The 26,491-nt window shown below is 59.5% G+C and carries 24 protein-coding genes and 2 pseudogenes; 14 read left to right on the top strand and 12 right to left on the bottom strand.

Annotated elements, in window-relative coordinates:
• Positions 1-113 precede the first annotated feature (113 nt).
• The 4 genes and pseudogenes from ACIP1G_RS28490 to ACIP1G_RS28475 all read right to left on the bottom strand — a co-directional run.
• Positions 114-245: pseudogene (locus ACIP1G_RS28490) on the bottom strand (IS5/IS1182 family transposase); the annotation flags it as partial.
• Positions 246-277: 32 nt separating this feature from the next.
• On the bottom strand, positions 278-1,294 hold the full coding sequence (locus tag ACIP1G_RS28485) for a GlxA family transcriptional regulator (RefSeq protein WP_182941226.1): 1,017 nt from the start codon (positions 1,292-1,294) through the stop codon (positions 278-280).
• Positions 1,295-1,519: 225 nt separating this feature from the next.
• Positions 1,520-2,905 (bottom strand): GABA permease, encoded by a 1,386-nt coding sequence (gabP, locus tag ACIP1G_RS28480; RefSeq protein ID WP_182941223.1) that lies wholly within the window; start codon positions 2,903-2,905, stop codon positions 1,520-1,522.
• An 83-nt stretch (positions 2,906-2,988) separates the two neighbouring features.
• A complete protein-coding gene (locus ACIP1G_RS28475) occupies positions 2,989-3,762 on the bottom strand; it encodes a creatininase (protein ID WP_182941220.1) in 774 nt (257 codons plus the stop codon).
• A gap of 328 nt (positions 3,763-4,090) precedes the next feature.
• On the opposite strand from ACIP1G_RS28475, the gene ACIP1G_RS28470 reads away from it, so the two are divergent.
• The 7 genes from ACIP1G_RS28470 (at position 4,091) to ACIP1G_RS28440 (ending at position 11,681) form a co-directional block, all read left to right on the top strand.
• Positions 4,091-5,218 carry an extracellular solute-binding protein gene (locus ACIP1G_RS28470; protein ID WP_182941217.1) on the top strand — a complete coding sequence of 376 codons (1,128 nt, stop codon included), beginning with the start codon at positions 4,091-4,093 and terminating at the stop codon, positions 5,216-5,218.
• A 24-nt stretch (positions 5,219-5,242) separates the two neighbouring features.
• Positions 5,243-6,163, top strand: a complete 921-nt coding sequence (locus tag ACIP1G_RS28465; protein WP_182941214.1) for an ABC transporter permease — start codon at positions 5,243-5,245, stop codon at positions 6,161-6,163.
• Entirely contained in the window at positions 6,160-6,969 is an 810-nt protein-coding gene (locus tag ACIP1G_RS28460) for an ABC transporter permease (RefSeq protein WP_182941211.1), read from the top strand. The genes ACIP1G_RS28465 and ACIP1G_RS28460 overlap by 4 nt, the downstream gene beginning before the upstream one ends.
• Before the next feature lie 27 nt (positions 6,970-6,996).
• On the top strand, positions 6,997-8,085 hold the full coding sequence (locus ACIP1G_RS28455) for an ABC transporter ATP-binding protein (protein WP_182941208.1): 1,089 nt from the start codon (positions 6,997-6,999) through the stop codon (positions 8,083-8,085).
• Positions 8,086-8,176: 91 nt separating this feature from the next.
• On the top strand, positions 8,177-8,740 hold the full coding sequence (locus ACIP1G_RS28450) for a hypothetical protein (RefSeq protein WP_182941205.1): 564 nt from the start codon (positions 8,177-8,179) through the stop codon (positions 8,738-8,740).
• Positions 8,741-9,135: 395 nt separating this feature from the next.
• Positions 9,136-10,347, top strand: coding sequence for a M24 family metallopeptidase (locus ACIP1G_RS28445; RefSeq protein WP_182941202.1), 1,212 nt, complete (start codon positions 9,136-9,138; stop codon positions 10,345-10,347).
• Positions 10,348-10,442: 95 nt separating this feature from the next.
• Positions 10,443-11,681, top strand: a complete 1,239-nt coding sequence (locus ACIP1G_RS28440) for a CynX/NimT family MFS transporter (protein WP_400743146.1) — start codon at positions 10,443-10,445, stop codon at positions 11,679-11,681.
• A 470-nt stretch (positions 11,682-12,151) separates the two neighbouring features.
• Here ACIP1G_RS28440 and ACIP1G_RS28435 read toward each other — a convergent pair whose 3' ends face one another.
• Positions 12,152-13,414: a tyrosine-type recombinase/integrase gene (locus ACIP1G_RS28435; protein WP_400743144.1), complete on the bottom strand. Its 1,263-nt coding sequence runs from the start codon at positions 13,412-13,414 to the stop codon at positions 12,152-12,154.
• Positions 13,415-13,786: 372 nt separating this feature from the next.
• Here ACIP1G_RS28435 and ACIP1G_RS28430 point away from each other — a divergent pair, with 372 nt between their 5' ends.
• Both ACIP1G_RS28430 and ACIP1G_RS28425 read left to right on the top strand, forming a co-directional pair.
• A complete protein-coding gene (locus ACIP1G_RS28430; protein WP_400743141.1) occupies positions 13,787-14,017 on the top strand; it encodes a type II toxin-antitoxin system ParD family antitoxin in 231 nt (76 codons plus the stop codon).
• 107 nt (positions 14,018-14,124) lie between these two features.
• Positions 14,125-14,349, top strand: a pseudogene (locus tag ACIP1G_RS28425) (type II toxin-antitoxin system RelE/ParE family toxin).
• Between the two features lie 420 nt (positions 14,350-14,769).
• Here the strand turns inward: ACIP1G_RS28425 and ACIP1G_RS28420 are convergent.
• The 7 genes from ACIP1G_RS28420 to ACIP1G_RS28390 all read right to left on the bottom strand — a co-directional run bounded on the left by ACIP1G_RS28420 (position 14,770) and on the right by ACIP1G_RS28390 (position 22,016).
• Positions 14,770-15,039 (bottom strand): DUF3077 domain-containing protein, encoded by a 270-nt coding sequence (locus tag ACIP1G_RS28420; protein WP_400743140.1) that lies wholly within the window; start codon positions 15,037-15,039, stop codon positions 14,770-14,772.
• A gap of 84 nt (positions 15,040-15,123) precedes the next feature.
• A complete protein-coding gene (locus ACIP1G_RS28415; protein ID WP_400743137.1) occupies positions 15,124-15,366 on the bottom strand; it encodes a hypothetical protein in 243 nt (80 codons plus the stop codon).
• Positions 15,367-16,505: 1,139 nt separating this feature from the next.
• Positions 16,506-17,741, bottom strand: coding sequence for an MFS transporter (locus ACIP1G_RS28410; RefSeq protein WP_400743134.1), 1,236 nt, complete (start codon positions 17,739-17,741; stop codon positions 16,506-16,508).
• 73 nt (positions 17,742-17,814) lie between these two features.
• Positions 17,815-18,861, bottom strand: coding sequence for a heme-dependent oxidative N-demethylase family protein (locus ACIP1G_RS28405; RefSeq protein WP_400743131.1), 1,047 nt, complete (start codon positions 18,859-18,861; stop codon positions 17,815-17,817).
• A 17-nt stretch (positions 18,862-18,878) separates the two neighbouring features.
• Positions 18,879-19,847, bottom strand: a complete 969-nt coding sequence (locus ACIP1G_RS28400) for a PDR/VanB family oxidoreductase (protein WP_400743128.1) — start codon at positions 19,845-19,847, stop codon at positions 18,879-18,881.
• Positions 19,844-20,449: a dimethylamine monooxygenase subunit DmmA family protein gene (locus ACIP1G_RS28395; RefSeq protein WP_400743125.1), complete on the bottom strand. Its 606-nt coding sequence runs from the start codon at positions 20,447-20,449 to the stop codon at positions 19,844-19,846. Before ACIP1G_RS28395 ends, ACIP1G_RS28400 begins: the two co-directional genes overlap by 4 nt.
• Positions 20,450-20,591: 142 nt before the next feature.
• Positions 20,592-22,016 (bottom strand): gamma-aminobutyraldehyde dehydrogenase, encoded by a 1,425-nt coding sequence (locus ACIP1G_RS28390; protein ID WP_400743123.1) that lies wholly within the window; start codon positions 22,014-22,016, stop codon positions 20,592-20,594.
• Positions 22,017-22,232: 216 nt separating this feature from the next.
• Between ACIP1G_RS28390 and ACIP1G_RS28385 the strand changes: the two genes are divergently transcribed.
• The 5 genes from ACIP1G_RS28385 to ACIP1G_RS28365 all read left to right on the top strand — a co-directional run bounded on the left by ACIP1G_RS28385 (position 22,233) and on the right by ACIP1G_RS28365 (position 26,330).
• A complete protein-coding gene (locus tag ACIP1G_RS28385; protein WP_400743121.1) occupies positions 22,233-22,982 on the top strand; it encodes a FadR/GntR family transcriptional regulator in 750 nt (249 codons plus the stop codon).
• A 42-nt stretch (positions 22,983-23,024) separates the two neighbouring features.
• A complete protein-coding gene (locus ACIP1G_RS28380) occupies positions 23,025-23,771 on the top strand; it encodes a cache domain-containing protein (protein ID WP_346642801.1) in 747 nt (248 codons plus the stop codon).
• 406 nt (positions 23,772-24,177) lie between these two features.
• Positions 24,178-24,642 carry a hypothetical protein gene (locus tag ACIP1G_RS28375; protein WP_400743117.1) on the top strand — a complete coding sequence of 155 codons (465 nt, stop codon included), beginning with the start codon at positions 24,178-24,180 and terminating at the stop codon, positions 24,640-24,642.
• 64 nt (positions 24,643-24,706) lie between these two features.
• Positions 24,707-25,552, top strand: a complete 846-nt coding sequence (locus tag ACIP1G_RS28370; RefSeq protein ID WP_400743114.1) for a DUF692 domain-containing protein — start codon at positions 24,707-24,709, stop codon at positions 25,550-25,552.
• The gene (locus ACIP1G_RS28365; RefSeq protein WP_400743112.1) at positions 25,545-26,330 is read left to right on the top strand and encodes a DUF2063 domain-containing protein; all 786 of its coding nucleotides are present in this window, start codon (positions 25,545-25,547) and stop codon (positions 26,328-26,330) included. Before ACIP1G_RS28370 ends, ACIP1G_RS28365 begins: the two co-directional genes overlap by 8 nt.
• Positions 26,331-26,491 lie beyond the last annotated feature (161 nt).

The following is a 26,491-nucleotide window of genomic DNA, read 5'->3' as shown; positions in this document are numbered from 1 at the left end:
CTGCTCAAAAAATGAGCAGGTGCAGTGGAACACCTGGGTCAGTTTTCAGTCAGCACAATGGGCGAAACTGGGTCATTTTTCGGTCAGCGGCAACATATGTGGACTTCGAACAATTAGACCCATGCCGTACTCAGATCAAGCAACCCACCATGGAGCATAGTCAGCCGCCTCGCGCACTCATTCCAGGCATGAGTACGGCCCGCTACCCAACGCTTGGGCATAATCACAAAATCGCTCGGAGCCGGCCCAGCGAGGCCGCATGGCCGAATGGAAATGATCAGCAATGTGCTGCGGCAACCTGCTTGCGTTCACCAATGGGCGAAACACCGAAGAAACGGCTGTAGCATTTGGAAAAATGCGCCGGCGAAACGAAGCCACAGGCGAGTGCGATATCGCGTACTTGCGATTCACTGTGCAACAACAGCTGCCGGGCCCGCGACAGGCGCAATTCAAGGTAATACTGGCTTGGCGTATTTTGAAGGTGCTTGTGAAACAGACGCTCCAGCTGCCGAACGGAGATGTCGTTCAACTGTGCCAGCTCCTCCAAGGTCATGGGGTCTTCAAGGTTAGCTTCCATAATGCTGACGACCTGGCTGAGCTTGGGTTGGGAGGTACCTAGTTTCTGTCGCAAGGGCACGCGCTGACGTTCCTGCGAACTACGGACTCGGTCACATAACAGCAGTTCGGCTGCATGCGCGGCAATCTCTCGCCCGCCAGGCTCGCGGGTGATCAGTTGCAGGATCATGTCCATGGAGGCTACACCACCGGAGCTGGTGTAACGGTCTCGGTCAAGTTCAAACAGCTGGTTGGAAATGATGATGCCAGGGAAGCGCTCCTTCAACGCTTCGATGTCTTCCCAATGGATGGTGCAGCGGTAACCCGTGAGCAAATTGGCGCGCGCCAACAAATGACTACCTGTGCAAATGCCACCCAACGCCACCTGGTCATGGGCGAGCCTGCGCAGCCAGTTCACGATGGCGCGGGTATTGTGGTCGGAGACGATGGGGTTAGGCCCTACCACGAACAGCATGTCGAGCTTGGGCACGTCCTTGATGCTGTGGTCAGGCAGGATGCGCATGCCGTTGCTGGCGCTCACCGGCTCCATGTCGGCGGCGATGATGAGCGTTTGGAACAAGGTCCTGCGGGCGGCCAGGTTAGCCATGCGCAAGGTCTCCACGGCGGAGGCAAACCCAATGGTGGTGAAATTAGGAATCACCAGAAACCCGATAACCTTGGGCGGGGGATCATTGACAGGGTATCCCGTGGCCAGTAGCGAGGACTTCAGCGTACCCATCAATACGGCTCCTTCAATGCAAAATGACGTGCTTCGCGCCTGTTTACCGATACCGGCAATTTATTGTGTACAAGGTATTCATGCCAGAATTGAGGGCATATTACACGGAGTGATCGGGCAATAGGGACGTACTGGCCGATATTCGCCCCATGATTACGGCTCGTCGCAAAAAGCAAAAACCCTGCGAACGCGTTGCCTTCGCAGGGGGAAATGGCTCGACCAGGTTTAGGCTGATTCGGTTGCAGCATTGGGCAGTGGGCGCTTCTTGGGCGAGAAGATAGAGCTCATGCACACGATGGACAGTGCCAGCGCACCAGTTGCCAGCACTTCCATGCGGTGTCCCGGCATGACCAGCATCATCGCTAGAATACCGATGATGGAGGCGACGACCAGGTAGCTGAGCCAAGGGAACAACCACATCTTGAAGGCCATGACCTGACCTCGGCGGGTCATCTGCTTGCGCAGGATCAATTGCGATACCGCGATGGCCAGGTAGACCAGCAATGCCACGGCACCGGAGCTCGCCAGCAGGAAGGAGAACACCTCGTCCGGTGCGAAGTAGTTCAACGCGGTGGTCAGGAAGCCTACAGCGGTGCTGGCCAGTACCGCGACGAATGGCACACCGACTGATGAGGTGCGCTGTAGAACGGCAGGGCCGTCGCCACGTTTGCTCAGCGAGTAGACCATGCGCGATGCGGTGTAGATCGCCGAGTTGAGGCAGCTGGCCACGGCGATCAGCACGACGATATCCACGATCATCTTGGCGTGAGGGATATTCATCAGCTCAAGGGCTCTTTGATAGGAGCCGACCTGCACCAGCATGGGGTCGTTCCATGGCACGATCGAGACGATCAGGAACACCGAGACGATATAGAAGATGCCCATGCGCCAGACGACCGAGTTGGTGGCTCGGGTAATCTGCCTGGAGGGGTCTTTCGACTCTGCGGCGGCGATGGTGACGATTTCAGTGCCCATGAAGCTGAACACCGTGGTCAGCATGGCGCCAATGACCGCAGCCATGCCGTTGGGCATGAAGCCGCCGAAGTCATTGCTCAACTTGACCACGCCACTGACGCTGAGGTTTGGCACGACGCCGGTCAGGGCCAGCGCACCCAAGGCGATGAAGCCCAGCACGGCAATGACCTTGAGCATGGCGAACCAGAACTCGAACTCCCCATAGCGGGCAACGCTGAACAAGTTGGTCAAGGTCAGTAAGGCGGTGACTGCCAGCGCGAACTCCCAGGTTTCGATCGCCGGGAACCACGCATTCAAGATAGCCGCTGCGGCAATCGCTTCGATGGGAATGACCAGCACCCAGAACCACCAGTACAGCCATCCGATGGTAAAACCGGCCGAACGTCCCATGGCGCGTTCGGCATAGGTGGAAAACGAACCGGTATCAGGGGAGGCAACTGCCATTTCACCGAGCATACGCATGACCAGCACAACCAGTGTGCCAGACATGATGTAGGCAAGGATGGCGGCGGGCCCAGCGGCTGCGATAGCGTGCCCCGATCCGATGAAAAGGCCGGCGCCGATAGCGCCGGCTATTGAGAGCATGGTGACGTGGCGCTGTTTGAGGCCGGGTGCCAGAGTTGAGTGGCTGGACATTATCATTACCCTTGTTGTTATAGATGGCGGGTGAACAGCTAATGCGAATCGTGCTCTGGGAAATTCATGCAGTGTCTTGACGCTTAGCCGAATGCCTCGCGGACGGCGTTGCTGATGCCTTCGGTGCAGACGCGCAGAATCAACTCGCCTTTCTCGCGGCTGGCGCCCTTGGGCGATGACAGGGTTCCACACGCCGGTGTGCGCTCCGGAATGATCGGAAACACATCGTAGGGAGGGAAGGTGGCTGGCGGATGATCGACGGCTCGGGCCAGGTCGACTTTGTCAGGGTGCAGGGCGAGCATCAACGAGGTTTCGAAGACCCCACCGTGTTCGATGTCCCAGCCGAGGAATCCGTCTGGGTAAAGTTCCTGAATGACTTCGGGCGCATTGACGAAATCCCAGTAGGACAGGATGACGACCTTGAAGTCGGTGATGCCGGCATAACGAAGCTCGCGCAGCGCCAGGTCGATACCCTCCACGATGAACATGGAGTTCTCGTAGTGCCCATTCATCATCACCAGCTTGCGCGCGCCATGCCGGGCCAGCTCCCTGATGATGTCCTGGATGGTATGCGTCAGTGTCGCGCCATCCAGGCTGGTGGTGCCGGGAAAGTGATTGCCCCCGCCCGATTTTTGCTGCGACTTGTAGCCGTAGGCCAAAGCGGGCAATACCAGGCCGTCGACATTGCGCGCTACTGCCTTGCACAGCGCGTTCGGCAGTAATACGTCCACTTCCATGCACATGTGATGGCCGTGTTGCTCCAAGGCGCCCACTGGCAAGAAAATCGGGCTGCCGGATGCAACACGCTGGGCGTACTCAGGCCAGGTGAGTTCGCCAATTACTACGCTATCGTTCATCGGGTGGTCTCTCTATGTTCTTGTAATCGTTGAGGTCGTCCGGCTTGTAGCAGGTAGCAGATGTCACGATTTGATCAGATCGCAACCTGTTGTAATTGTCAGTTTCCGACCTGGAGTTGACAAATACTGCCGTAGCGCTATCCGCGGGCGCGGCAGTGGCCCTGCCAGTGCGGCGAGGGGCGAGTTTGATAAACTACAGGTCGGAAAAATGCAAATCGTCCTGCTGGCGATCTGCTGCAATCGGTAATCAATAAGGCGGTAAAAATTTGGCACGGCGTGGCGAGAGCACGACGGGCCAAGGCATGTTTTGATTACCGAGGATATCTTCATGAAGTATCGCGCCGATCTATCACGCCGTACATTCATAAAAAACAGCAGCGTGCTCGCCGGTGCGGCAGCGCTGGGTAGTTGGTGGCCGTCCAGAGGCTTGGGCGCAGCAGAAAAAGAACTGGTGATATTGGCCTGGGCCGGGCATGCCGCGCCCGATATCGTCGCTGATTTCGAGCGCCAGCACGGGGTCAAGGTCCGTGCCAAATATTATACTGGCGGCGATAACATGCTTGGGCTGATATCCCAGTCGCCCCCGGGTACATTCGACCTGATCTTGTCGGATGCCGAGTATGTACAGCAACTTAACGCCGCTGATTATATTGAGCGACTGGACCCGGCCGATTACCCGTTCGATGACTTCTTTCCAGAATTCCAACACTTCCCTGGCCACTGGGAGGGTGATGAACTGTATTCGGTGATGATCCGCTTTGGTTTCCTCGGTATTGCCTTCAATACCCAACTGCTGTCCGAATCTAGAGTCAAAAGTTACCAGGTGCTCTGGGGCGAAAGTCTAAAGGGTAAAGTTGGGCACTTCGATTGGCACTTGCCGAATCTTGGGCAAATCAGTTTGCTCAATAACAACCGTATGCCCTACGACATTGATGTCGCTCATTGGAAAATGGTGCAGGAAAAAACCTTGAGCCTTCGCAGCCAAGTGGGCGGCTTCTTCGACTATGGCGGCACGTTCGCCTCGCTCAAAAGTGGCCAGGTCCATGCAATGTGTGGCATTGGCGACTGGATCACCGGTGTCCTGCAGCGTGCCGGTGCGCCGGTGAAAACCGTCGTGCCAGAGGAGGGTGGGTTGCAGTGGACCGAGTCCTACTGCATCGCGAAAAAAGCCCGTAGCCCTGAGCTGGCCAAAAAGTTCATTCAATACATCACCTCACCCGAAGGCCAGGTCAAGTCGGCGAAGATGGAGGCCTATCCAGCGCTGATACCCAACAAGCGCGGCTGGGAGTTGCTCAACCTGGTCGACCCGGCCGAAGCGAAACGCCAGGGCATGGTGCCGGGCCAGCGCAACGTCATGGACGATATCCGCGAGGGGCGTATCCAGTACCGCGCACTCCCTGTGCAGCAGAGCCTGGAGCAGTGGAACGACTTCTGGTCGGAATACAAGGGCGCTTGATGGCGCGCAGAGAGGACCGGCGCAATGATCACGAACAAGGTATCGCCCCCGCTGCCCGCCCGTGAGGAACCCTCCGACACGCGCGCTTCTCGTCCAGGCAGGCGAAACTTTCGCTTGCCCTGGTATGGGTTGAGTTTTTCTTTACCGATACTGATCTGGCAATCGGTGTTCTTTGTATTCCCGCTGGTATTCCTGGTGACCATCAGCTTCTGGCTGGTCCGTAACTTTCGCATGCAACCTGCATTCGAAAGCCAGAACTGGAGCTACATGTTCAGCCGTGGGTTCTTCTGGGATGCCTACTTTCACACATGGGCCATGGCAGCAGGTGCCTGCGTTCTGATCAGTGTCGTGGCGTTCCCGTGCGCCTACGCCATTGCATTCAAGTTTCGTGCGGCGACCAGGCAGTGGCTTATCTTATTGTTGATTACACCGTTTTTCACCAGCTACCTGGTCCGCACGTATTCCTGGCAAGTCTTCCTCAGCGATCAAGGCTTGCTCAATAGCGCGCTGGCACTGCTGGGAATAGGGCCGTTGCCCATGCTCAACACCGCCTTTGGAAGTTACGTAGGTTACTTCACCCTGTGCTTGCCGCTGGTGGTGCTGTTGCAGCTGTTCAGCCTGATGTATATCGACCGAACTTTGATCGAAGCGGCGCACAACTTACGCGCAGGCCGTGTGCGCACGGTGTTTCTGGTGATCATACCGTCGGCGCGGGTTGGCATCGTGGTGGCGGCGCTGTTCTGTTTCATCATGACCTTCGGCGATTTTGTCAGCCCGCTTTACCTCGGCGGTGGCCAACCGCCGACCTTGAGCACGCTCATTACCGACACCACCAAGTCAGGGCAGCAATGGCCGCGTGCGGCGGTGATTGCCACGGCGATGATCGTGACCTTGCTCATGGTGGCGTTCCTGATGGTTCGCTACGCTTACAGGAGGCGCGCATGAACGAGCATCGTGTCATCAACTTCATGCTGCGCAGCTTTGTTGCGCTGGTCTTCCTGTTCATCCTCACGCCGATCATTGGCAGCTTCGTGTTCTCCTTCAACGTCGACCGTTTCCCATCTTTGCCGTTGGGTGGGTTCAGTTTGCGTTGGTACGAGGCGATCGCCACAGACCCGCAAGTGTGGCAAGCCTTCAAGAACAGCCTGTTGGTCGGGGTGGTGGTATCGCTGGTTTCTACGTTGCTCGGTTTTACTGCGGCTTATACAGACTTCCGTTACCACTTTTTCGGCAAGTCGGTCTACATGGCGCTGGCGCTACTGCCACCGACCATTCCCGTGGTGATCCTTGGCCTGGCGATGCTGGCGTTCTTGTCGCGGGTTGGCCTGTCCGGTGAACTCCATGCGGTGATGATCAGCCACATTGTGATGTGCTCGCCGTTCGCCATGGCGGTGATTCGCATGCGCCTGGCGCAGATGGACCCGCAACTGGAGGCCGCTGCCTGGAATCTCGGCGCCAGCCAGTGGCACGCTATGCGCTTCGTGATCCTGCCGTTCACGGTACCGAGCATCTTCGCCGCATTGTTCGTGACCATGGCGGTTTCGTTCGACGAATTCGCGGTTGCCTGGTTCGTCTCGGGGCTCAACGAGACGGTGCCGGTGCGCATTCTCAATACCTTGCAAGGCCAAGTGAGCCCGACCATCAACGCTATCGGCACGATCGTTTTCATCACGACGATCACGCTTACGACCATCGCGCAGATCTTGCTGATGAGCCGGCAGCAAAAGCCCGCTGACGGCAAACGCAGCTGAACCCTCCATGCCCAGCAGGACTCGAACATGACTCAACCGTTAGTGGTATTCGACAACGTGGCCAAACACTTCGGCAGTTTCATGGCTGTCGAACCGATGAACCTGGAAATATACAAGGGTGAATTCGTTGCGATCATGGGCTCCAGCGGCTGTGGCAAAACCACCACGTTGCGCATGCTGGCCGGGCTCGACAGGCCAAGCTCTGGCGAGATTCGCTTGAACGGCCAGCGCATCAACGACCTCTACTCGTGGCAGCGGGACACGCCGCTGGTGTGGCAAAACCTGGCGTTGTTCCCCTTTCTGAACGTGGTGGAAAACGTTGAATTCGGCTTGCGGATGCGGGGTATGGCCAAGGCGGCGCGGCGCAAGAAGGCATTGCAATGGCTGGAACGACTTGATCTGGGGGAATTCGCCACACGGGATATCAGTATGCTCTCCGGCGGGCAACGGCAACGCGTGGCCTTGGCTCGTTCGCTGGTCACCGAACCGTCGATCCTGCTGCTGGATGAGCCGCTCAGCGCGCTCGATGCGCACTTGAGTGTTCGCATGCAGGCGGTGTTGACCGGTTTGCAGAAGGACCTGGGTATCACCTTTGTGTACGTCACTCACAGCCAATCGGAAGCCTTTGCCATGGCTGACCGGGTGGTGATCATGAGCCGCGGTCGCGTCGAGCAGATCGGTTCGCCGAAGAATATCTTCCTGGAACCACACAATCGTTTTGTCGCCGAGTTTGTCGGCGGCAAGAACATATTCGCGGGGGTCGTGCTCGGTTTCATCGATACAGGGGTGGTTCAGATCGACTCGCCCCATGGTCGCTTCCGGGCACGCTTGCCTGAAGGCCGAACGGTTGCGTTGGGTGAGAAGGTAACGGTTTGCATCGGTGCCGAACATATCGACCTGACCACGCAACCGACAGCCGATAGCCGGTTGCCTTGCACGGTCGTGGGTGAAGAGTTCAATGGCTCGATGGTCAACGTTTACCTGGAAACCCGCGATGGCCTGGAATTGCAGGTACAGAGGCCCAACGCGGACTACCACGCGCTTGAGTTGAAGGCCGGCCAGACCGTTCATGCTGGATGGGCTGATACGCGTGCCCTGATTCTGCGCGGCAATTAGGGGTCGAAATCTGACACGTCTGGCCAAGCAACTGCAGGGACAATCGTGGTGTTCGCAGTAGACGCTGCGTGGGTAGAGTAGGAGGCAGTACATGCAGCAATTGACTGAAGTCGGCCAGCGACTGACCAGCGCCGTGCGCATTGGTTTCTTGTTGAGCGAAGGGTTCGATTTCTATGCGTTGGCCGCCGCGTTGGAGCCGTTGCGCGTCGCCAATGAAATGGCCCGGTGCGATGTGTGCGAGTGGCAGATCCTCAGCCTTGCAGGCCGGCCGTTGAAGGCTAGCAACGGCATTGCCACAGCCACCGTGGAACTGAACCAGGCAAAACCGCTGGATGTACTGATTCTCTGCCTCGGCAATGAAATGCCGTCACGCACAGGCGCCCCACAACTGCGCCACTATGTATCGAGCCCGATGATGCGCAGTGCGGCGGCGCAGGTGATGTGGTTGTTGCCCGCCGTTGATGATCAGGCGAACCTGCCTGCTGGTCACATCCGGTATGTGCATGCGCCGGGTAGCGTTTCGGAGCAGGTCCAGAAGACCCTGACGTTGATCACGCCGTTGACATCTCGCCTACTTGGAATCAGCGAACTGGCAGCACTGATCGGGGTTTCCCGGCCCGTTCTTGAACGCTTGTTCGTGCACTGCCCACACTGAATCCTCGCCATCTGTTACCCGGACTTGCGCCTGCAATGGGCGCGACTGCGACCGACCCGCTCAGCAGGGTTTAATACTGCGCGTAGACCCTGCTCACGGTGTCGTTAGTTCTCTACCTGCCATCGCCTATACCCTCCAATAAAAGGTTCTTCTCGCACGGAAGGGGAAGTGTGGCGAGTGCCCAGCAGCCAAGGCGTTTTTTCAGAAAGCACCAGATTAAATTTCGTGCGGGTTTGCTTCGCCTTCATTGCTCTTGGCCTCGTTTGCACGGCGACGGATCTGATCACTTAGGGGTCGGATTGGCGCAAAAAAGCATGTGATTTATCTGGTCGAATGATCACCAGTGGCACCGATAACAGGGCCTCTCTGCTGCTCACTACCAAGGAATAGAAGACATGCAAATGCCAAAAACCATCCAGATCAAGAACGGCGAAAAAGTTAAACCGACGTTCTCGCAACAGGAATATGCCAACCGTCAGTCCAAGTTGCGCACTTACCTGGCACAAAACAATATCGATGCTGCGGTCTTCACTTCCTACCACAACATCAACTACTACAGCGACTTCCTGTACTGCTCGTTCGGCCGTCCCTATGCACTGGTCGTCACGCAGGAAGCCGTCGTGTCGATCAGCGCCAACATCGATGGTGGCCAGCCATGGCGCCGTACGGTCGGTACCGACAACATCATCTACACCGACTGGCAGCGCGATAACTACTTCGTCGCGATTCAGCAGGCACTGCCCAAGGCTGGGCGTATCGGCATCGAGTTCGACCACCTGAACCTGATGAACCGCGACAAACTGGCCAGTCGTTATCCGCAGGCCGAGCTAGTGGACATCGCCGCGCCATGCATGCGCATGCGCATGATCAAGTCGGCTGAAGAACACGCGATCATCCGTCAGGGGGCCCGGGTTGCCGACATCGGTGGTGCGGCGGTCGTCGAGGCCCTGTGTGATCAGGTGCCTGAGTACGAAGTGGCGCTGCACGCTACCCAGGCGATGGTGCGTGAAATCGCCCGCACTTACCCTGACTCCGAGCTGATGGACACCTGGACCTGGTTCCAGTCGGGTATCAACACCGACGGCGCCCACAATCCAGTGACGTCGCGCAAGGTCAACAAAGGCGACATCCTCAGCCTCAACTGCTTCCCGATGATCGCGGGTTACTACACCGCGCTGGAGCGGACATTGTTCCTGGACCACTGCTCCGATGAGCACCTACGCCTGTGGGAAGTCAACGTCAAGGTGCATGAGGCTGGCCTGAAACTGGTCAAGCCTGGCATGCGCTGCAGCGAGATCGCCCTGCAGCTGAACGAGATCTTCCTGGAGCACGATCTGCTGCAATACCGCACCTTCGGTTACGGCCACTCGTTCGGTACGCTGAGCCACTACTACGGTCGCGAGGCGGGCCTCGAGTTGCGCGAAGATATCGACACCGTACTCGAGCCAGGCATGGTGGTCTCGATCGAGCCGATGATCATGCTGCCCGAGGGCCTGCCGGGTGCTGGCGGATACCGCGAGCATGACATCCTGATCGTCAATGAGCACGGCAGCGAGAACATCACCAAGTTCCCATACGGCCCGGAACACAACATCATCAAGAAGTAACTGAACAAGCCGCAAAGCCGCACAGATACCCTGTGCGGCCTTTCTCATTGCTGGGCCATGCCATCGAAAGTGGCGGGCGCTCAGGGAGGGCAGGCATGGAGCAGGCTGTAACGCAGGCACTCACTGAACCATCATCACACCCAGGTCATACCGCGACGAGAAGTCGGTCGTTTTTTCTGGCTTGCAGTATCGTTTTGGTGGCGTTGAACCTTCGCACGGCGTTCCCTAGCCTGGGTGCTGTGTTGTCGGATATCAGGATCAGCCTTGGGTTGACCGCTGCCGCCACCAGTGCGCTTACCACCTTGCCAGTACTTTGCTTGGGCGTTTTTGCCCCCTTGGCGCCTTACCTAGCCAGGAAGGCGGGCGCGGAACGTACGATCTTCGTATTGATGGCCGCGCTATCGGCGGGGATATGGCTTCGTGGCAACGGGAATATCTACGGGCTGCTGGCCGGTTCGGCCGTGGTCGGCAGTGCGATCGCCATCATCAACGTGCTGGTACCCGGGCTCATTAAAAGGGACTTTTCCACCTCGACCGGGCTGATTGCCGGTCTCTACTCCATGGCGTTGTTGAGTGGCGCTGCCATGGCCGCGGGGCTCACGCTCCCACTGCAGCGTTTGCTCGGCGGTGGGTGGGCGACGGCTCTAGCTCTGTGGTCATTGCCGGCGGCCGTTGCGGGCGCTTGTTGGTCTTTGCAAGTGCCCAAGGGCAGGGCGGTACCCCGCCTCGCTGCGCTCAAGGTAAAAGGGGTGTGGCGCTGTACACTTGCCTGGCAACTGACGCTGTTTATGGCCTTGCAGTCGATGTACTCGTTTACCGTGTTCGGCTGGCTGGCCCCGTTTCTCCAAGGGCGTGGCTTGGCCCCGTTGGAAGCCAGCGTCATCGTCTGCAGTTCGATCCTCCTGCAAACAATCGCCTGCCTGGCAGCGCCGCTGATCGCCACACGCTTGCCGAACCAATCCTGGTTCAATGTCGTGGTGGTCTTGCTGACTACCATCGGCTTCCTAGGATGCCTGTCGGCACCCGTTCAGCAGATCTGGTTTTGGGCTGGGATGCAAGGCATCGGCCAGGGCGCGTTAACCGCCATTGCAATCACGATGATTGTATTACGATCGGATAACGCGCAGGTCGCGGCCGAACTTTCAAGCATGGTGCAGGGTGTGGGTTATGGTATTGGTGCGACTGGGCCGCTGGTGGTCGGATTGCTTTACGACCCGTACATGGGCTTCGAGCAGGTAGAATGCTTCTTGGCGGCGGTCGGTGGGGCATTGCTGTATTTCGGATACACCTCAGGTCGACGTCGATCCGTTAGTTACAATTTAGCCGATCAATGACGCGCGTTACGCCAGAAATGAGGTCCGGCTGATCTCGACTGACCCACATGCTGCTCCCGAAATCACTGCAGGGCCATCACTTTTCGAGCACTCGGATGGATCAGCAAATTTCGGTAATCCGGTTCAAAATCGCATCAGCGCCAACAACTGTGACGCACTGAGGTGCCCCTTCACTAAACGCCCTGATTTGATCGGGGCGTTTGTTGTTGTGCGGGAAGAGGCCTTTCAGCCCATCCGCGAAATCATTTTTCCGAACCCCTAAGGCGCGACTGCCCGCATGAGGTTGTAGGTGGTCACAGCCAAACCCATTTCGGTGCGATGAGCATGCGCGCGCCCGTTGTAAGCTGCGAAGAATGAGTCCAGAATGAAGGCTATCCCTGCTTGAGGGATAGCTGAAAACCCTTATTTTTCAATGGCTCGCCGGCCCGATGCGAGTCTCGTTTCCCGTCTGACATTCGCTTAAGCCTGCACTATGTACTGTAGATCGATTTGCAAGCTGACAAGGCATAGCAAGCCCATTCCTCCATAAGCTGTTTCCGTTTTTCCAACAGGTCGCCACGCCGGTAAGCTGCTTCTGTCGCGTTACTGACTTTATGCGCTAGTGCCATCTCAGGAACGATGTTGGAAAAATGGGTTGTCTCGGCTGCCCAGTCTCTAAAACTTGACCGAAAACCATGCATGGTGATGATTTCGCCAGCTTCGTTACGCCAACCTGGCCCGCCGTTCTTCAGCGATATCTCATCCATGCCTCGGATCTTCTGCAGCATGGCCATGTTGGAAAGTGGCCGGCCAGCAGTACGACCGGGGAACAGCAACTCGCTATTGTTTCCAACCTTGAGGCGGCGCAGCGTTTCTAAGGCAGCCTTCGATAGGGGGACCCTATGTTGGCGACCGGCTTTCATTCGCGCGGCAGGAATGGTCCAGATTTCCTCTTTGAGATCGATTTCGTCCCAGCTACTACCTATAATCTCGCCGGTTCGCAGGGCGCACAATACAGTCAATTCAACCGCGATTGAGCTGAGGTCTGCGGAGCTTTTGAGAGCTGCCATGAAAGAGGGGAGTTGCTGCCAGGGGAGAGCTGCGTGATTCCCACGGTCTGCCAATCGTCTTCGGGGTAGCAGCTTGTCAAGGTGGCCTCGCCATAGAGCCGGGTTTTCACCTGTGCGCAATCGGCGAGCCTTCGCCGCATCTAGAACAAGCTCTAACCGATTTCTCACCCTTGCAGCTGTTTCAGGCTTTTGAGTCCATATCGGATTCAAGATTTGCAGAATGTGATCAGTATCAACCTCGTCCACCGGCTTGTTCCCGATGATGGGAAAGGCGTAGGTGCTGAGTGTATTGGTCCACTGCTGGGCATGCTTGGCGTTTTTCCAGCCGGCTCTGTGGGCTTCGATGTAATCCTGGGCTACTTCTTTAAATGCCTTGGTGGGGGGCGCTTCCTCTTCTTGTTCAGGGTTGAAAAGTTGCTGCCTCAGCAAGATGGGATCTGATCCGCCCTTGACGATCTTTCTTGCCTGACTGGCTGAGTCCCGGGCTTGGACGAGCGTGATGTCGTCTACGGTACCCAACCCCATATCCCTGGATCTCCCATTCAATTTGAACCGGTAAATCCAGCTCCCGCTGCCCATAGCCGACACCTTCAGATACAAGCCCTGGCCATCGCTGTGCATGGCTTTTTCGCCCGAGCGCAGTAACCGCTCCACTGACTTGACCGTTAACAGGTTCGATTTCATTGCCGTCCTCCTCACTCTCAGCCCATACTCCAGCCCATACTTTGGATGCTGGCTTGGGTTGGCCATCAATCGGTCTCAGTGGAAAATGGTAACGCCTGATGCCTGATTTAGAGGTGCTGTTCGTCGGTAGAGCGTACAGCGGTGGAAGTCGTTGGAGTGCAGTTTGGCGGACTACGCTTCCGCCATATTCTTCATCAAAGCCCCTGAAAATGGGGCTTTTTTGTGGGTGATGATTTTTCTACCCATGTTTGTGCCCACTTACAAAAACTGCCAGTGACGGCACTTTTTGTATGAAAAATCGAGTCGAGTCCACTGGCGAGGCAGGCTGGAGGGGTATAATTTGGCAAATTTTGTCAAGCACGGACAAAAGCCATGAGCACCATGAATATCTCCCTGCCGGATGCCCTCAAGTCATTTGTCGATGATCAGGTCAGTCAGCGAGGCTATAGCACCAGTAGCGAATATGTCCGAGAGCTGATTCGCAAGGACCAGTATCGGCAGCATCTGCGTGGCTTACTACTGGCTGGCGCTGAATCAGCTCCCGCTGCTCCTGTGGATGGTGACTATTTCGAATCTCTACGCGCCAAGGTTCGTAAGGCTTAAGGATGAAGGCCAAGCCCGTCATTCCACGAGCGCTTGCCAACCAGGACGTAGAAGACGCTATCAGCTATTACCTTGGTGAGCAGGTCTAGCAGGCTGCACTCGGTTTTATCGATGCCTTGGAAAAGGCTTATACCCACATCAGTCGGCATCCAGCCCTGGGTTCAGCTCGGTACGCTCATGAGTTGGATCTGCCGTGATTGCTTTATTGGCCGCTGAAACGCTATCCCTACCTGGTGTTCTATGTTGAACGCGATGACCGTATCGATGTCTGGCGCGTTTTACACGGTATGCGGGATATTCCTGAATGGTTGGTTGAAAGCGCTTCCCATTAGTGGCAGTAACGATTGTGCTTGGGTGGTGGGCGTTTTCTGCTTGCGCTCAATCGGTTTCCATAAGCAGTCTGTCGCTTAGGGAAGTCATCAGCTCTGATTGGGTTGAGCCGAGGCGCACATGTGGGCTGTCGGCGAGGTCGATTTTTTTGCAGCCTGCCACTCTTTCAATGCTGTCTCAGTAGCATTGCGATCACCCTCTACCGCGATCAGGCTACCGCCAGCACATGCGAAACTGATTAGATCCAGCAGTACCTTGAGAACAAGTTCGAAGATGACCCTCTTCACTTTTCGGTTCTTGAGAGGCCCAGTGCTGCGAATGCTTTGGTCTTTAGTGTCCTTCCTGTAACCTGGAAGGACGAGTAAATGGTCGGGCCTCTTGCGCAGGCGAAACGTTTGGCGTTCCACCTGCTACGCCAGCGTTCAGCGCATCATGCCCAACTCAGCATCATCCATCAGCGCCTTGGCCAACGCACTCAGGTAATGCGCAGCCCAGATCATCATCGGTTTCTCTTCCATCAACCCGATAATCGTCAGCTCCCGCACATACCCCATCAACTCCGAAGACTGCTCCCGAGCGCTTTTGCAGGGAATGCCGGCTTCGATGCGAAACAGCGGATGGGTCTGGTTCTCCCCTTGGTAGAACGTGGTCTTGCCTACAGTGGTTTTCTCGTTCGATTCATCGGTAGTCATTGGTCCATCTCCCTGATCGTCTAAAACCTGGGCGAGCACCTTCGCCGGCAACAGGTCCAGCCCAGGCAGCACATGGCTTGCGGCTTAGTGCAGCGTTCGCGGCTCGTTCGGCATTTGTGCCTGAATCAATGCGGACTCAAGCAGCAAGCGCAGTGACTCAAGTTCATGTGTCGTTGCCATCGTCAGGATCGCGGCAGGTGATTTGGGCTGCAGCAGCATTGCTTGTTGCGAAATGGCTAGCGCGCAGAGGGCGTACTCCGCGGCTTGGACGATGGTGTCTTCGAGAGAGTGGAGGGTGTTGGGCGGATCGGGGACCATCTTTAACATTATCCAGTTCCTTATAGGTGCCGCGACCTCGCTGCTGTCAAACAGTTGGGTGGCAGCTGTACGTGGGTTGACAGACCGGCGGAATTGGCAAGCTCCGGCGCACGCATGCGTGCCCGCACGTACAGCCACCATAAAGGTGTGCCGTAGCCAAATACCGTCGCGGCCTGTCAAAGCCATGTCACTGATATGCAGCGACAGGCCCAGACTAGAGGCCCGATTGGGCACCCGCAACGGAAAATAGGCGGCAACAGTATCTTTGGGAAATGCCCTACAAGAAAGCGTTAAATTCTGATTTTTCGAGGCAAATTGACATCATTTGTGAGTGATGGTTTGGGGGCGTCGCAGGGTGAGGCGGAGTAGAGATTGGGGAAGTGGTTGTTGGTTGGGGCCATGGGGGCCGCTTTGCAGCCCTTTCGCGACGCAAGGCCGCTCCTACAAAGAGATCGTGTGGTTTGAAGGGTGATGCACGGCAGTTGATGTCATGGGGGCAGCGCGGTGGTTGGCACCGGCATTGCCGGTGTTCGCGGGTGAACCCGCTCCCACATGGACGGCACTTGTCTTTGAGGTTTGAGCAGGGCGGGGGCTGCCAGTTGGGCGGCGCTGCCTTCAAGGCATGCGCAGGACCTGTAGGAGCGGCCTAGTGTCGCGAAAGGGCCGCGCAGCGGCCCCGGTGATTTCTGCGGCGAAGCTGAAATCCAGGGGCTGCTTTGCAGCCCAATCGCGACGCAAGGCCGCTCCTACAAGAGACCGTGTGGCTTGAGGGGGGATGCACGGCAGTTGATGCCATGGAGGCAGCGCGGTGGCTGGCACCGGCTTTGCCGGTGTTCGCGGGTGAACCCGCTCCTACATGGATGGTGCTTGTCTTTGAGGTTTGAGCAGGGCACGGGCTACCAGTTGGGCGGCTTTGCCTTCAAGGCATGCGCGGGGCCTCCGAGACTCAGTCGGAGGCTAACCGTGGCCACAGCGCGACTTGAAAATATCACAAGGCCAGCGCGCGGTTTGCCAGCACGCTCAAAAGCACCCTCGATAGAAATAACCAGCCGTTAGTTTCTCTTTCAATTTGACTTGTCATCACCACTCCTACCGATTTGTTTGCCCAAGGGAGGCACGCCGTACCTCCCTCAAACACCCTCAGTCATTCAGCCCGCAGCGGAGCCATCAACAGCTGCCTGGTTAACCAAATTCGATGGCATTGAACCGTGATGACGGCGGATGCTCGCCAACGGTACGGCTACCAGCAGCAGAGTGAGCACCACAGTCACGGCGATGCCCCAGGCTGCCAGCGTAAAGCCACCCACAGAAATCAACCCGCCCGAAATTGCCGGGCCTACTGCTAGCCCAAGGCTGAGGAAGCTGCCGGCAGCAGCCACCACGCGCCCTTCGCGGTCCAGGGCGGCGGCCAGGCCGGTCAGGTAGCTGAGGGCATAAAAGTAGGTGATGCAGATGGTCATCACCCCGGCGGTGTACAGGGTCTTGGAGTGCTCGCCCAGCACATAGCTGAGGCTGGTTGCGCCGGTCAGCAGGATCGCCAGGATCACCGGCGTGCTCATGCCGAAACGCTTGCCGACCATGGCAGCGATCAGCGGCCCGATCAGGCCCACAAACGACTGGAACGACAGCAGCACACCCAGCTCATCGCCGCTGTAGCCGACCATGGTGCCGATCCGTTCGACGAAGGCCCAGCCCATGGTGTCGCGGGCCTGGAACACGAACATCGCCAGCATCATGCAGACAGCAGGCAGGCTCAGCAATATATTGCCCGACGCTTGCTTGCCGGCAGGCGCCTGCGGTGAAGGCTCGGCAATCGGCGCGCGTTGCGCCATCGCCGGGATCGCCAGCAGCATCACTGCCATGGTCGCTGCCATGGCGTAATACAAACCGTGCAAGCCATGGCTGGCCATGACCTTGGCGTAACCCAACATCACCACGATCATCAGCACCACCGACAGCACGTTCATGTGCCCGGCGACCCGGTCGGGGTGTTTGGCGCTGGACACGGCGGCGTTGCCACAAGCCAGTGCCAGACCGGCGCCAATACCGGCAACACAGCGTACTGCAGCGAGAGCGTAGAGGCTGTCGATGTTGGCGCTGAGCAGGTTGGCGGCAACCGCCAGCAGGGTGCCGGCCAGCGCCAGGGTGCGCCGTGGTGCGCGGCCCATGAACGGGGCGACCAGCAGTGAGGCGAGCATGGTGAAGCCAAACTCGGCCGACATCAGCAGCCCGGCCTGGGCTTCGTTGAGTTGCAAATCGTGAATGATGGCGCTGATCAGGTACGGCAAGGCCCACAGCCCGAGCAGGCCGACGCCGTAGGCAGACGCGGCGGCGGAGAACACCAGGCTCCAGCTCTCGGGCAAGCAGTGTTTTATTGTTTTCATTGGGGTAACCCCTGAATGGCATGCACAGCGTTGGGTAGGCGCACGCCGGTGGCCGGCGCGCGCAGGGTACGGGTTACTGCTGGCTTTCGTCGACCGGGGTGCCGTCGTCGTACTGCGACAACCAGCTGACCATGGCATCGCGGTAGCGGGTGAAGCCCTTGTAGTCGACCAGTTCCTGGTCGAGGTCGCGGATCACCCGGTGCATGCGCTTGGCCCACTGCGGCGCGAACTCGGCCAGTTCCTGCAGGCTGACCAGGTAGGTGCGCACCGGGAACAGTACGGCGTTGCTGCGCGGCAAGCGGTGCAGGGGTTGCAACTCGATGCGCAGGTTGACCAGCTCGCCGGCGTTCTCGGCGGTGACAGTGGTGCGCTCCGGCGCCCAGTCGGGCAGGGTTTCGGCGGAGGTTTCCAGACGCGGGTTGACGGTGATCGACCAGTTGGTGCGACGTACCGGGTGGCCAGGGCGCAGGCGCAGCAGGAACTTCAGCGCCCGTTGCAGGATGCCCATCTCATGCAGCTTGGGCACCGGGCCATGGAACTCCATGAAACTCATGCCGAGGTTGAAGCGCAGCGAATAGTCGGCGCGCTGGGTAGCCATGCCGGCGCCCATCACCAGTGTGTCGTCACGCTCTTCGAGAAGAATGAATTCGCCCTGGGCCTGGCGGGTGATGTATTCCATCGGCTCCATCGGCAGGGTGCTGGCGTCGCCGAAGGTGAAGGTCTGGTCGATCTGCAGCGGGCGGTTGATCCAGTGCCACTGGCTGCCTTTCTTCTCCAGGGTGAAGTGCTCGGGGTAGTCGCGCGAGTACGACTCCATCAGCAGCTCCAGCAGGTCCCACTGGGCTTCCATCATGTGCGGCAGGGCGGCGTAGTGCACGCCCGGCTGGCTGTCGAGGGTGTGCGCACGGTGGTGGCATTCGGAGATGTAGTGCTCGTCGATGTCGAACTGCCCGCGCAGCGCGCCCGTGCCGAACGGCACGTGCGGTTCGACGTTCATCGAGTACATGTACTGGTCTTCCGGATAGGGGAAGGGCAGGCGCAGCACGGCTTCGCGGCTGTTCTTGTAGGTGTGGCCATGGCCTGCGTCGGCGTAGGTCTCGATCGGCTTGAATGCGGTCATGTTGTTGTTTTCCTGTCTCAGAGGTCTACGACCAGGCGGCTGCAGTTGGCGCGGGATACGCAGGGCATGAATTTGCGCTTGCTCAGCTTGTCTTCCTCGCTGAGCCAGTCATCGCGATGGTCGAGTTCGCCATCGATGTCCAGTACTTCGGTCTCGCAGTATCCGCAGGCACCGCCACGGCACAGGTAGGGCACCTTGTAGCCGGCCTGTTCGGCGGCCTCGAGCAGCGACTGTTCGGCCGGCACCTCGATGGTTACGCCCTGGCGGGCCAGGGTGACGCTGAATGGCTGGCCGCTGGAGCCCTGTTCGACGAAACGCTCGTAGTGGATGTGGCTGTCGGTCCAGCCAAGGGCGTGGGCGCTGTCGAGGGTGTCGTCGATCATGCTGTCCGGGCCGCAGACATACACGTGGCTGCCCAGTGGGCGGCCTTCGAGGATGTGGCGGATGTCCATGCGCGCATCCACGCCTTGCACGTAAAGGTGCACGCGCTCGCCGTAACGTGCTTGTAGTTCCAGGCCGAGGGCCGTGTGCTCGGGGCCGCGCACGGCCAGGTGCAGCTCAAAGGTGGACTGCTTGAGCTGCAGCTCTTCCAGTTGCGAGTACACCGGGGTGATGCCGACGCCGCCGGCAATGAAAATATGCTGGCGGGCATGCTTGGCCAGCGGGAACAGGTTGGCTGGCTGCAGGATCTGCAGCAGGTCGCCTTCAGCTACCCGGTCATGCAGGTAACGCGAGCCGCCACGGCCATCGCTGACCCGGCGCACGGCGATCTGGTAAGCGCTGGAGTCGTAGGGCGAGCTCATCAGCGAGTAGGCGTTGCGGTGGGTCTTGTCGCCGTCTTCGACCACCACCACCACGTGGCTGCCGCCAGAAAACGCCGGCAGGTGCTTGCCGGCCGGGTCGACCAGGGTGAAGCGGGTGATTTCCGGGGTGAGCGCTTCGATACGGGCGACGCGCACGCTGAGGGTGCCGTTGTGGGTATTCATGTGTCGAGCTCCTCGGCTGCTGGCAGTTCGCCCGGGACTTCGCCATCGGCCTTGATGCCCTGGAAGGCGGCCAGGCGGCGGGAATAGTGGTCGCGCACCACCAGGTCGAGCTGGCAACCGGGGCAGGTGAACACGCGCTGGGTGACGTTCTCGGTGTAGGTGTCGCAGTGCGCGCACCATACGCGGCGGACCAGGGTGCCGCTGTGCTCGCGCAGCACTTCGTCGCGGTTCAGGTCGACTGCATTGGCGGCCTGCATGGCAGTGCCGATGAAGCTTTCCGAGCCACTGAGGTACAGGCGGGTGCCCATGTGGGCCAGGCCCAGCCGTTCGCGCAGGGCGGCGATCAACGCCTGGTTGCTGGGGAACACTTCCAGCCCGGCCGCTTCTGCGGCTTGCAGGGCCTGCAGGTGGTCGTGCCCGGAGAACGACTCGGTGGAATAGAGCAGGGTGCTGTGCGCGCGCTGCGCGGCGGACATGTCCGCGATCAGGCGCAACATGGCCGCGCCGCCGCTGCCCTGGCCCGCGATCAGGTGGCGCAGGCCGCCTGCCATGGGCCGCAGCTGGTCATAGACCGGGCGGCTTTTAATGCCGGTGATAAGCATGGTGACACACCTCGTAAGCCCGAACCCCCGGCCTGTGCCGGAAGGTAACGTTGACGGCTGGTTTCAGGCTTGGGCACGGGTGAAAGCAGAACCCATGCCATATTGCCTATGGTTTTATATGTTTTATGACCAAAGTCGACAATCAGTGCTTGAACATCACGTGGCGCACGCAGGTGTAGTCCTCAAGGCCGTACATGGACATGTCTTTGCCATAGCCCGACTGCTTCATGCCGCCGTGGGGCATTTCGCTGACCAGCATGAAGTGTGTGTTGACCCAGGTGCAGCCGTATTGCAGGCGCGCAGCCAGGCGGTTGGCGCGGCCGACGTCGCGGGTCCACACCGAAGAGGCGAGGCCGTAGTCGGAGTCGTTGGCGTAGGCCAGGGCCTGGGCTTCGTCGGTGAACGGGGTGACGCTGACCACCGGGCCAAACACTTCGCGCTGGACGATCTCGTCGTCCTGGCGGGCATCGGCCAGCACGGTCGGCGCGAAGAAGAAGCCGTCGCCTGCACCGCGGTGGCCGCCGGTGACCAGGCGGATGTGCGGCTGGGCCTTGGCGCGCTCGACGAAACCTTCGACGCGTTCCAGGTGCTCGCGGGTGATCAGCGGGCCCAGCTCGGTTTGCGGGTCGTCCTGCAGGCCCATGCGCAGGCTGGCCACGGCTTCGCCCAGTTTGCTCACGAACTGCTTGTAGACACCTTGCTGGACATACAGGCGGCAAGCCGCGGTGCAGTCCTGGCCGGCGTTGTAGAAGCCGAACGCACGGATACCCTCGACCGCTGCGTCGATGTCGGCGTCGTCGAAGATCAGTACCGGGGCTTTGCCTCCCAGTTCCATGTGGGTGCGCTTCACGCTGTTGGCGGTGCTGGCGATGATCCGTGCGCCGGTGGCCACGGAACCTGTCAGTGACACCAGGCGCACCTTGGGGTGGTTGACCAGCGGCTCGCCAACGCTCGGGCCGCGACCGAACAGGATGTTGACCACGCCGGCAGGGAACAGCTCGGCCATGATCTCGCCCAGCGCCAGGGCGGTCAGCGGGGTTTGCTCGGAAGGCTTGAGCACCACGCAGTTGCCGGCGGCCAGCGCGGGGGCGAGCTTCCAGGCGACCATCATCAGCGGGTAGTTCCACGGCGCGATGGAGGCGACCACGCCGAGCGGGTCACGGCGGATCATCGAGGTGTGGCCCGGCAGGTACTCGCCACCGGCCGAGCCCGACAGGCAACGGCTGGCGCCGGCAAAGAAGCGGAACACGTCGGCAATGGCCGGGATTTCGTCGTTCAGTGCTGCCTGGTACGGCTTGCCACAGTTCTGCGACTCCAGGCGGGCGAGGGTGGCGGCTTCGGCTTCGATGCGGTCGGCCAGCTTGAGCAGCAGCTGGGCGCGATCCTTGGGTGCGGTCTGCGACCAGCCGGCGAAGGCCTGGTCGGCGGCCTGCACCGCGGCATCCACCTGGGCAGCGCTGGCTTCGGCGATATTCACCAGCACCGTGCCTTCGGACGGGTTGTACACGGCGTACGGGCTGCCTTGCCCGTCGACCAACTGGCCGTTGATCAGGAGTTTGGTTTGCATGGCGGATTCCTTGGTCGGTCTTATTGGTAGAAATCTAAACCTATGAAACCATATCTTAATATTTTTAGTTTGCCAACCACTGCGAAAAGCCGCTTCCAGGCGGTAGAATGGCCCGTAAATCGGTATCGGGCGCTGGCCCGTTCGCTATAAGATGCGAAACTGAACCTTTTAGCCGGGGCCCGCGCCAAGCCTGGCCATGCTCGATAGGGAGAGGCAATGACTGCCCTGAATAGTGCTCGTAACACCGCCTTCATCCGGTTGCGCCAGGAAGGGCGGACCGATGAAGTGGCGCGCCGCCTGGTGGAGGCGATCGAGCTGGGGATGTTCGCTGAAGGGCAGCAACTGCCCAGTGAATCGGAACTGGCCCTGCAATTGGGCGTGGCCACGGTAACCCTGCGCGAAGCGCTGGTGGTGCTGCGCCAGCGTGGCTTGATCGAGACCCGCCGTGGGCGCAATGGCGGCAGTTTTGTCTGCGCTCCCGTGGAGCTGCCCGAAGCGCTGCTGCTGCAACGCCTGCGCGACATGAGCGGCCCCGACCTGCGTGACCTGGGCGATGAACAGACCGCCATTTCCGGTACTGCGGCGCGCCTGGCCGCCAAGCGCAGCTCGCCAGAGCAGCAGGCGCGCATCGCCCAGCATATCGAAACCCTTAGCCAGGCCAGTTCGCGCCTGGCCCGGCACCGCGCCGATGCGCGTTTTCATATCGAAGTGGCCGCCGCCGCCCAGTCGTTGCGCCTGACCAGCGCAGAAATGCGCCTGCAGTCGGAAGTTGGCGAATTGCTGTGGATGGAGGCCGCTGGCGGCGCTGATGTGACGGTGGTCGAGTACGAGCACCGGGCGATTCTGGAGGCGCTGGTCGCCGGCGATGCGGTGCTGGCGGGTGCCTTGGCCGAAGCCCATGTCAGCCGTGGCATCAAGCGCCTGATCAGCCTGCGTCTGGAGCTGCTGGCCGACGGGCAGGACTGAGCCGTGCATAACAACAAAGCTGTACCTGCGTGAGGTAATGCCATGTTTGCCCTGAGCGACAACGACCCGCTGTCAGCCTGTGCCCAGCAGCTGGACCACACCCTGGGAACCATCTTCGGCCAGGTCCGCCAGCTGGTGGAAGAAACCCGAGCGTTATGGGAGCGGGTATTGGCCGAAGGCCGCCAGCCGAGTGCCAAGGACCTGGCGACCCTGCGCCCGGCCATCGACCAGCAGTTGCTGACCACCGGTGCCTTTGGCTGCGGCGGCGGCATCATCGTCGAGCCCAACGGCCTGGCCGACCGCGAGATGCACCTGGAATGGTGGTACCTGGCCGACGGCGGCAAGACCCTGCCGCTACGGCCGAACTTCGACCGGCGCCGCGAAAACTACTACGACTACACGGAAATGCCCTGGTACAGCCGGCCGATGAAGACCGGCAAGAGCGTGGTTGAAGGGCCTTACGTGGACCTGTACGGCACCAACATGTACGTGCTGACCTTCACCATGCCGATCGAGGTGCAGGGCCGGTTCATCGGCGTCGCCGGGCTGGACCTGTCGTTGCACAATGTCGAGCGCCTGCTGGTGCGCAGCCTCATGCGCCTGGAGCATGAAGCGGTACTGATTTCCGCGGACGGGCGGGTTATAGCCTCGAACACGGCCAACTGGATGGTCGGTGACTTGGCGCATGCGTTGTTGAACACCTTGCCGCGCGATGGTATTCGCCTGGCGTTGGCGGAGTCCGAAGCGGGGTGGTCGTTGGTGCGGTTGCCGGTGCTCAGGCACAGGTAAGCCGAGAGCAGGGGGCATTCAGTCCTTTGGGTTACGCTGTCGCGCAGAGAACAGAGCCCGCAAGCGTATTGCAGACCTTGTGCGGCGGTGCGGCGGTCCGATTCACCCGCGAAGAATTTAACGCGGTGCATGGCACCGGCTGCGCCGGTGTTCGCGGGTAAACCCGCTCCCACAGGGTCCCCGCTCATATGCTCGTCGCGGCAGATGCTTACCGTGTGTCGAATGTATCCCTCTGTATCTCGCTGCTCGCTTCTCGGCCTTTGCTTACAATTGCCTCACTCTCCGGATACTTCTCGGATACATGCCTCAGGCCAAATGAACCTGCCTGAACGAAACGGCCCATGGGCCTCGTTCCCTGGCTCTTTCGCCCCTGAGGCCCAACCGCATAGAAATCCGGAGAAGCACAATGTCTCGTTTCCAGTTCCCCAACAAGACCCGTCTCGGCCTGCTCACTGTAGCCTTGGTCGGTGGTATCAACATGACCTCTGCAGCCTTCGCCGTCGAAGCGCTGCCCCAGGGCTACCAGCTCGCTTCCGCAGAAAAGGCCGGAGAGGGCAAATGTGGTGAGGGCAAGTGCGGTGCCAGTGGCGCCCAGGCCAAAGCGACCCAGTCCGAAGGCAAGTGCGGTGAGGGCAAGTGCGGCGACGCCTCCTTCGCCCGTACTGACGCTGACCATGATGGCCGTGTCTCGCGTGCGGAATTGCTGGCCGTAGCGCCGAAGGCCAATGCCGAGTTCGACGCCATCGATGCCAATCACGACGGTTTCCTCTCCGAGGGCGAGGTCTATCAGTTCCGCAAGCATCAATTCGATGCCAACGGCAATCCATTCCCTTCCGACCTGTACGGCAAGTTGAGCCAGGCCAAGAACTGACCATCGCCGATGTCCTCCCCGTGTCGTTGGCCGGGGAGGGATCATGGCCTTAGGGAGAACACCTATGAGTACCTTACTAACCCTGCAGGGCGCAGGGCTTGGTTTGCGTCGTTCAATGCTGCCAGAGTTGCTGAACATGGATACGGGGGCAGTGGATTTTCTTGAGTGTGCGCCGGACAACTGGATCGGCGTCGGTGGCAGCTATGGCGAAAATCTGGCGCGCCTGGCCGAACGTTTCCCGTTGTCCTGTCACGGCCTGTCGCTGTCCCTCGGTGGCCCCGAGCCGTTGGATCACGTATTTCTAAAGCGTATCCGCGCGTTTCTCGACCGGCACGCTGTACCGTTGTTCAGCGAGCACCTGAGCTACTGCTCCGATGACGGTCATTTGTATGATCTGATCCCCATGCCGTTCACCGACGAGGCCGTGCGCCATACCGCCGGACGCATCCGTGAGGTACAGGACGCCCTGGGTCGGCGCATCGCGGTGGAAAACATCTCCTATTACGCGGCGCCGTACCAGGCGATGAGCGAGATCGACTTCCTGCGTGCGGTGCTGGATGAGGCCGACTGCGACCTGCTGCTGGATGTCAACAACCTGGTCGTCAACGCTTGCAACCATGGCTATGACGCTGCTGCGTTCCTTGCGCGCGTACCGGCCGAGCGTGTGGTGTGCCTGCATGTAGCCGGGCATTACGACGAAGCACCGGACCTGAAAATCGATACGCATGGTGCAGCTGTGCAAGGCGATGTCTGGCGCCTGTTGGCCAGCGTCTATCAGCACGTGGGCCCGGTGCCGACCTTGTTGGAGCGCGACTTCAACTTCCCACCACTGACTGAGTTGCTTGGTGAAGTGGATTACATTCGTGACGTGCAAGCGACTGCCCGATCGCTGGAGGTGCGTCATGGATGAGACCTTGCGTGAGCAGCAATTGCGCATGACCCGCTACATTCGCGACCCGAGCGCCAACGCGCCGCCACCCGGTATCGAAACCCGGCGGCTGGCGGTGTATCGACAATTGTTCCTCGGTAACGTGCAATCGCTGTTGGCCGGCGGATTCCCGGTGTTGTACGCCAGCTTGGCGAAGGAGCATTGGCAGGCACTTACTTCAGATTTTTACGCATTCCATCGCTGCAAGACCCCCCTGTTTACTGAGGTGGCCGGGGAGTGGGTCAATTATCTGGAGACCCGCAGCGATCTGCCTGGTTGGGTTGCCGAGTTGGCGCATTACGAATGGATCGAGAGCGTACTGCTGCTCAGCGACGGTGCCGAGCCGTCCCATGAGCCAGAGGGCGATTTACTCGATGGCATACCGGTGCTGTCCAGCCTCGCCGTGCCATTGGCTTATGCCTGGCCGGTCAGCCAGATCGGGCCCGGTCACATTCCGCTGGCAGCGCCAGCCGAGCCTACGCTACTGCTGGCCCGTCGCGGCGCAGATCAGAACATTCACTTCTCGCGCCTTGCCCCCTTGGCATACGCCCTATTGGTGTCGTTGCAACAACAGTCGCTCACCGGTCACGAACACCTCAACGCCCTCGCGGAAATTGCAGGTATCGAACAGCTTGCCATCCAAGCCCAAGGCGCTGCCTTGCTGCATAGCCTCAAAGCGCAAGGGGTAGTGCTTGGCACCTGGTTGGTCATTAGTCGGATTGCCGCACCGCAGCACCCACAGGTAGGGCACATGGCTTGAATTCAGCGCAATCGGGGCGGGAGATTCTGTGTTGCATGGTTCTTCTGGCCAGCACTGGCCCTTGTAGGAGCGGCCTTGCGTCGCGATGGGCTGCGCAGCAGCCCCAGGGGTTCTACACAGACGCACAAATTGCCGGGGCTGCTTCGCAGCCCATCGCGACG

The organism is Pseudomonas sp. NPDC089392, from assembly GCF_044749595.1.
Taxonomy (GTDB): Bacteria; Pseudomonadota; Gammaproteobacteria; order Pseudomonadales; family Pseudomonadaceae; genus Aquipseudomonas.
Note: the sequence above shows the minus strand (reverse complement) of the source record. Positions and strands in the feature narration are given on the sequence as shown.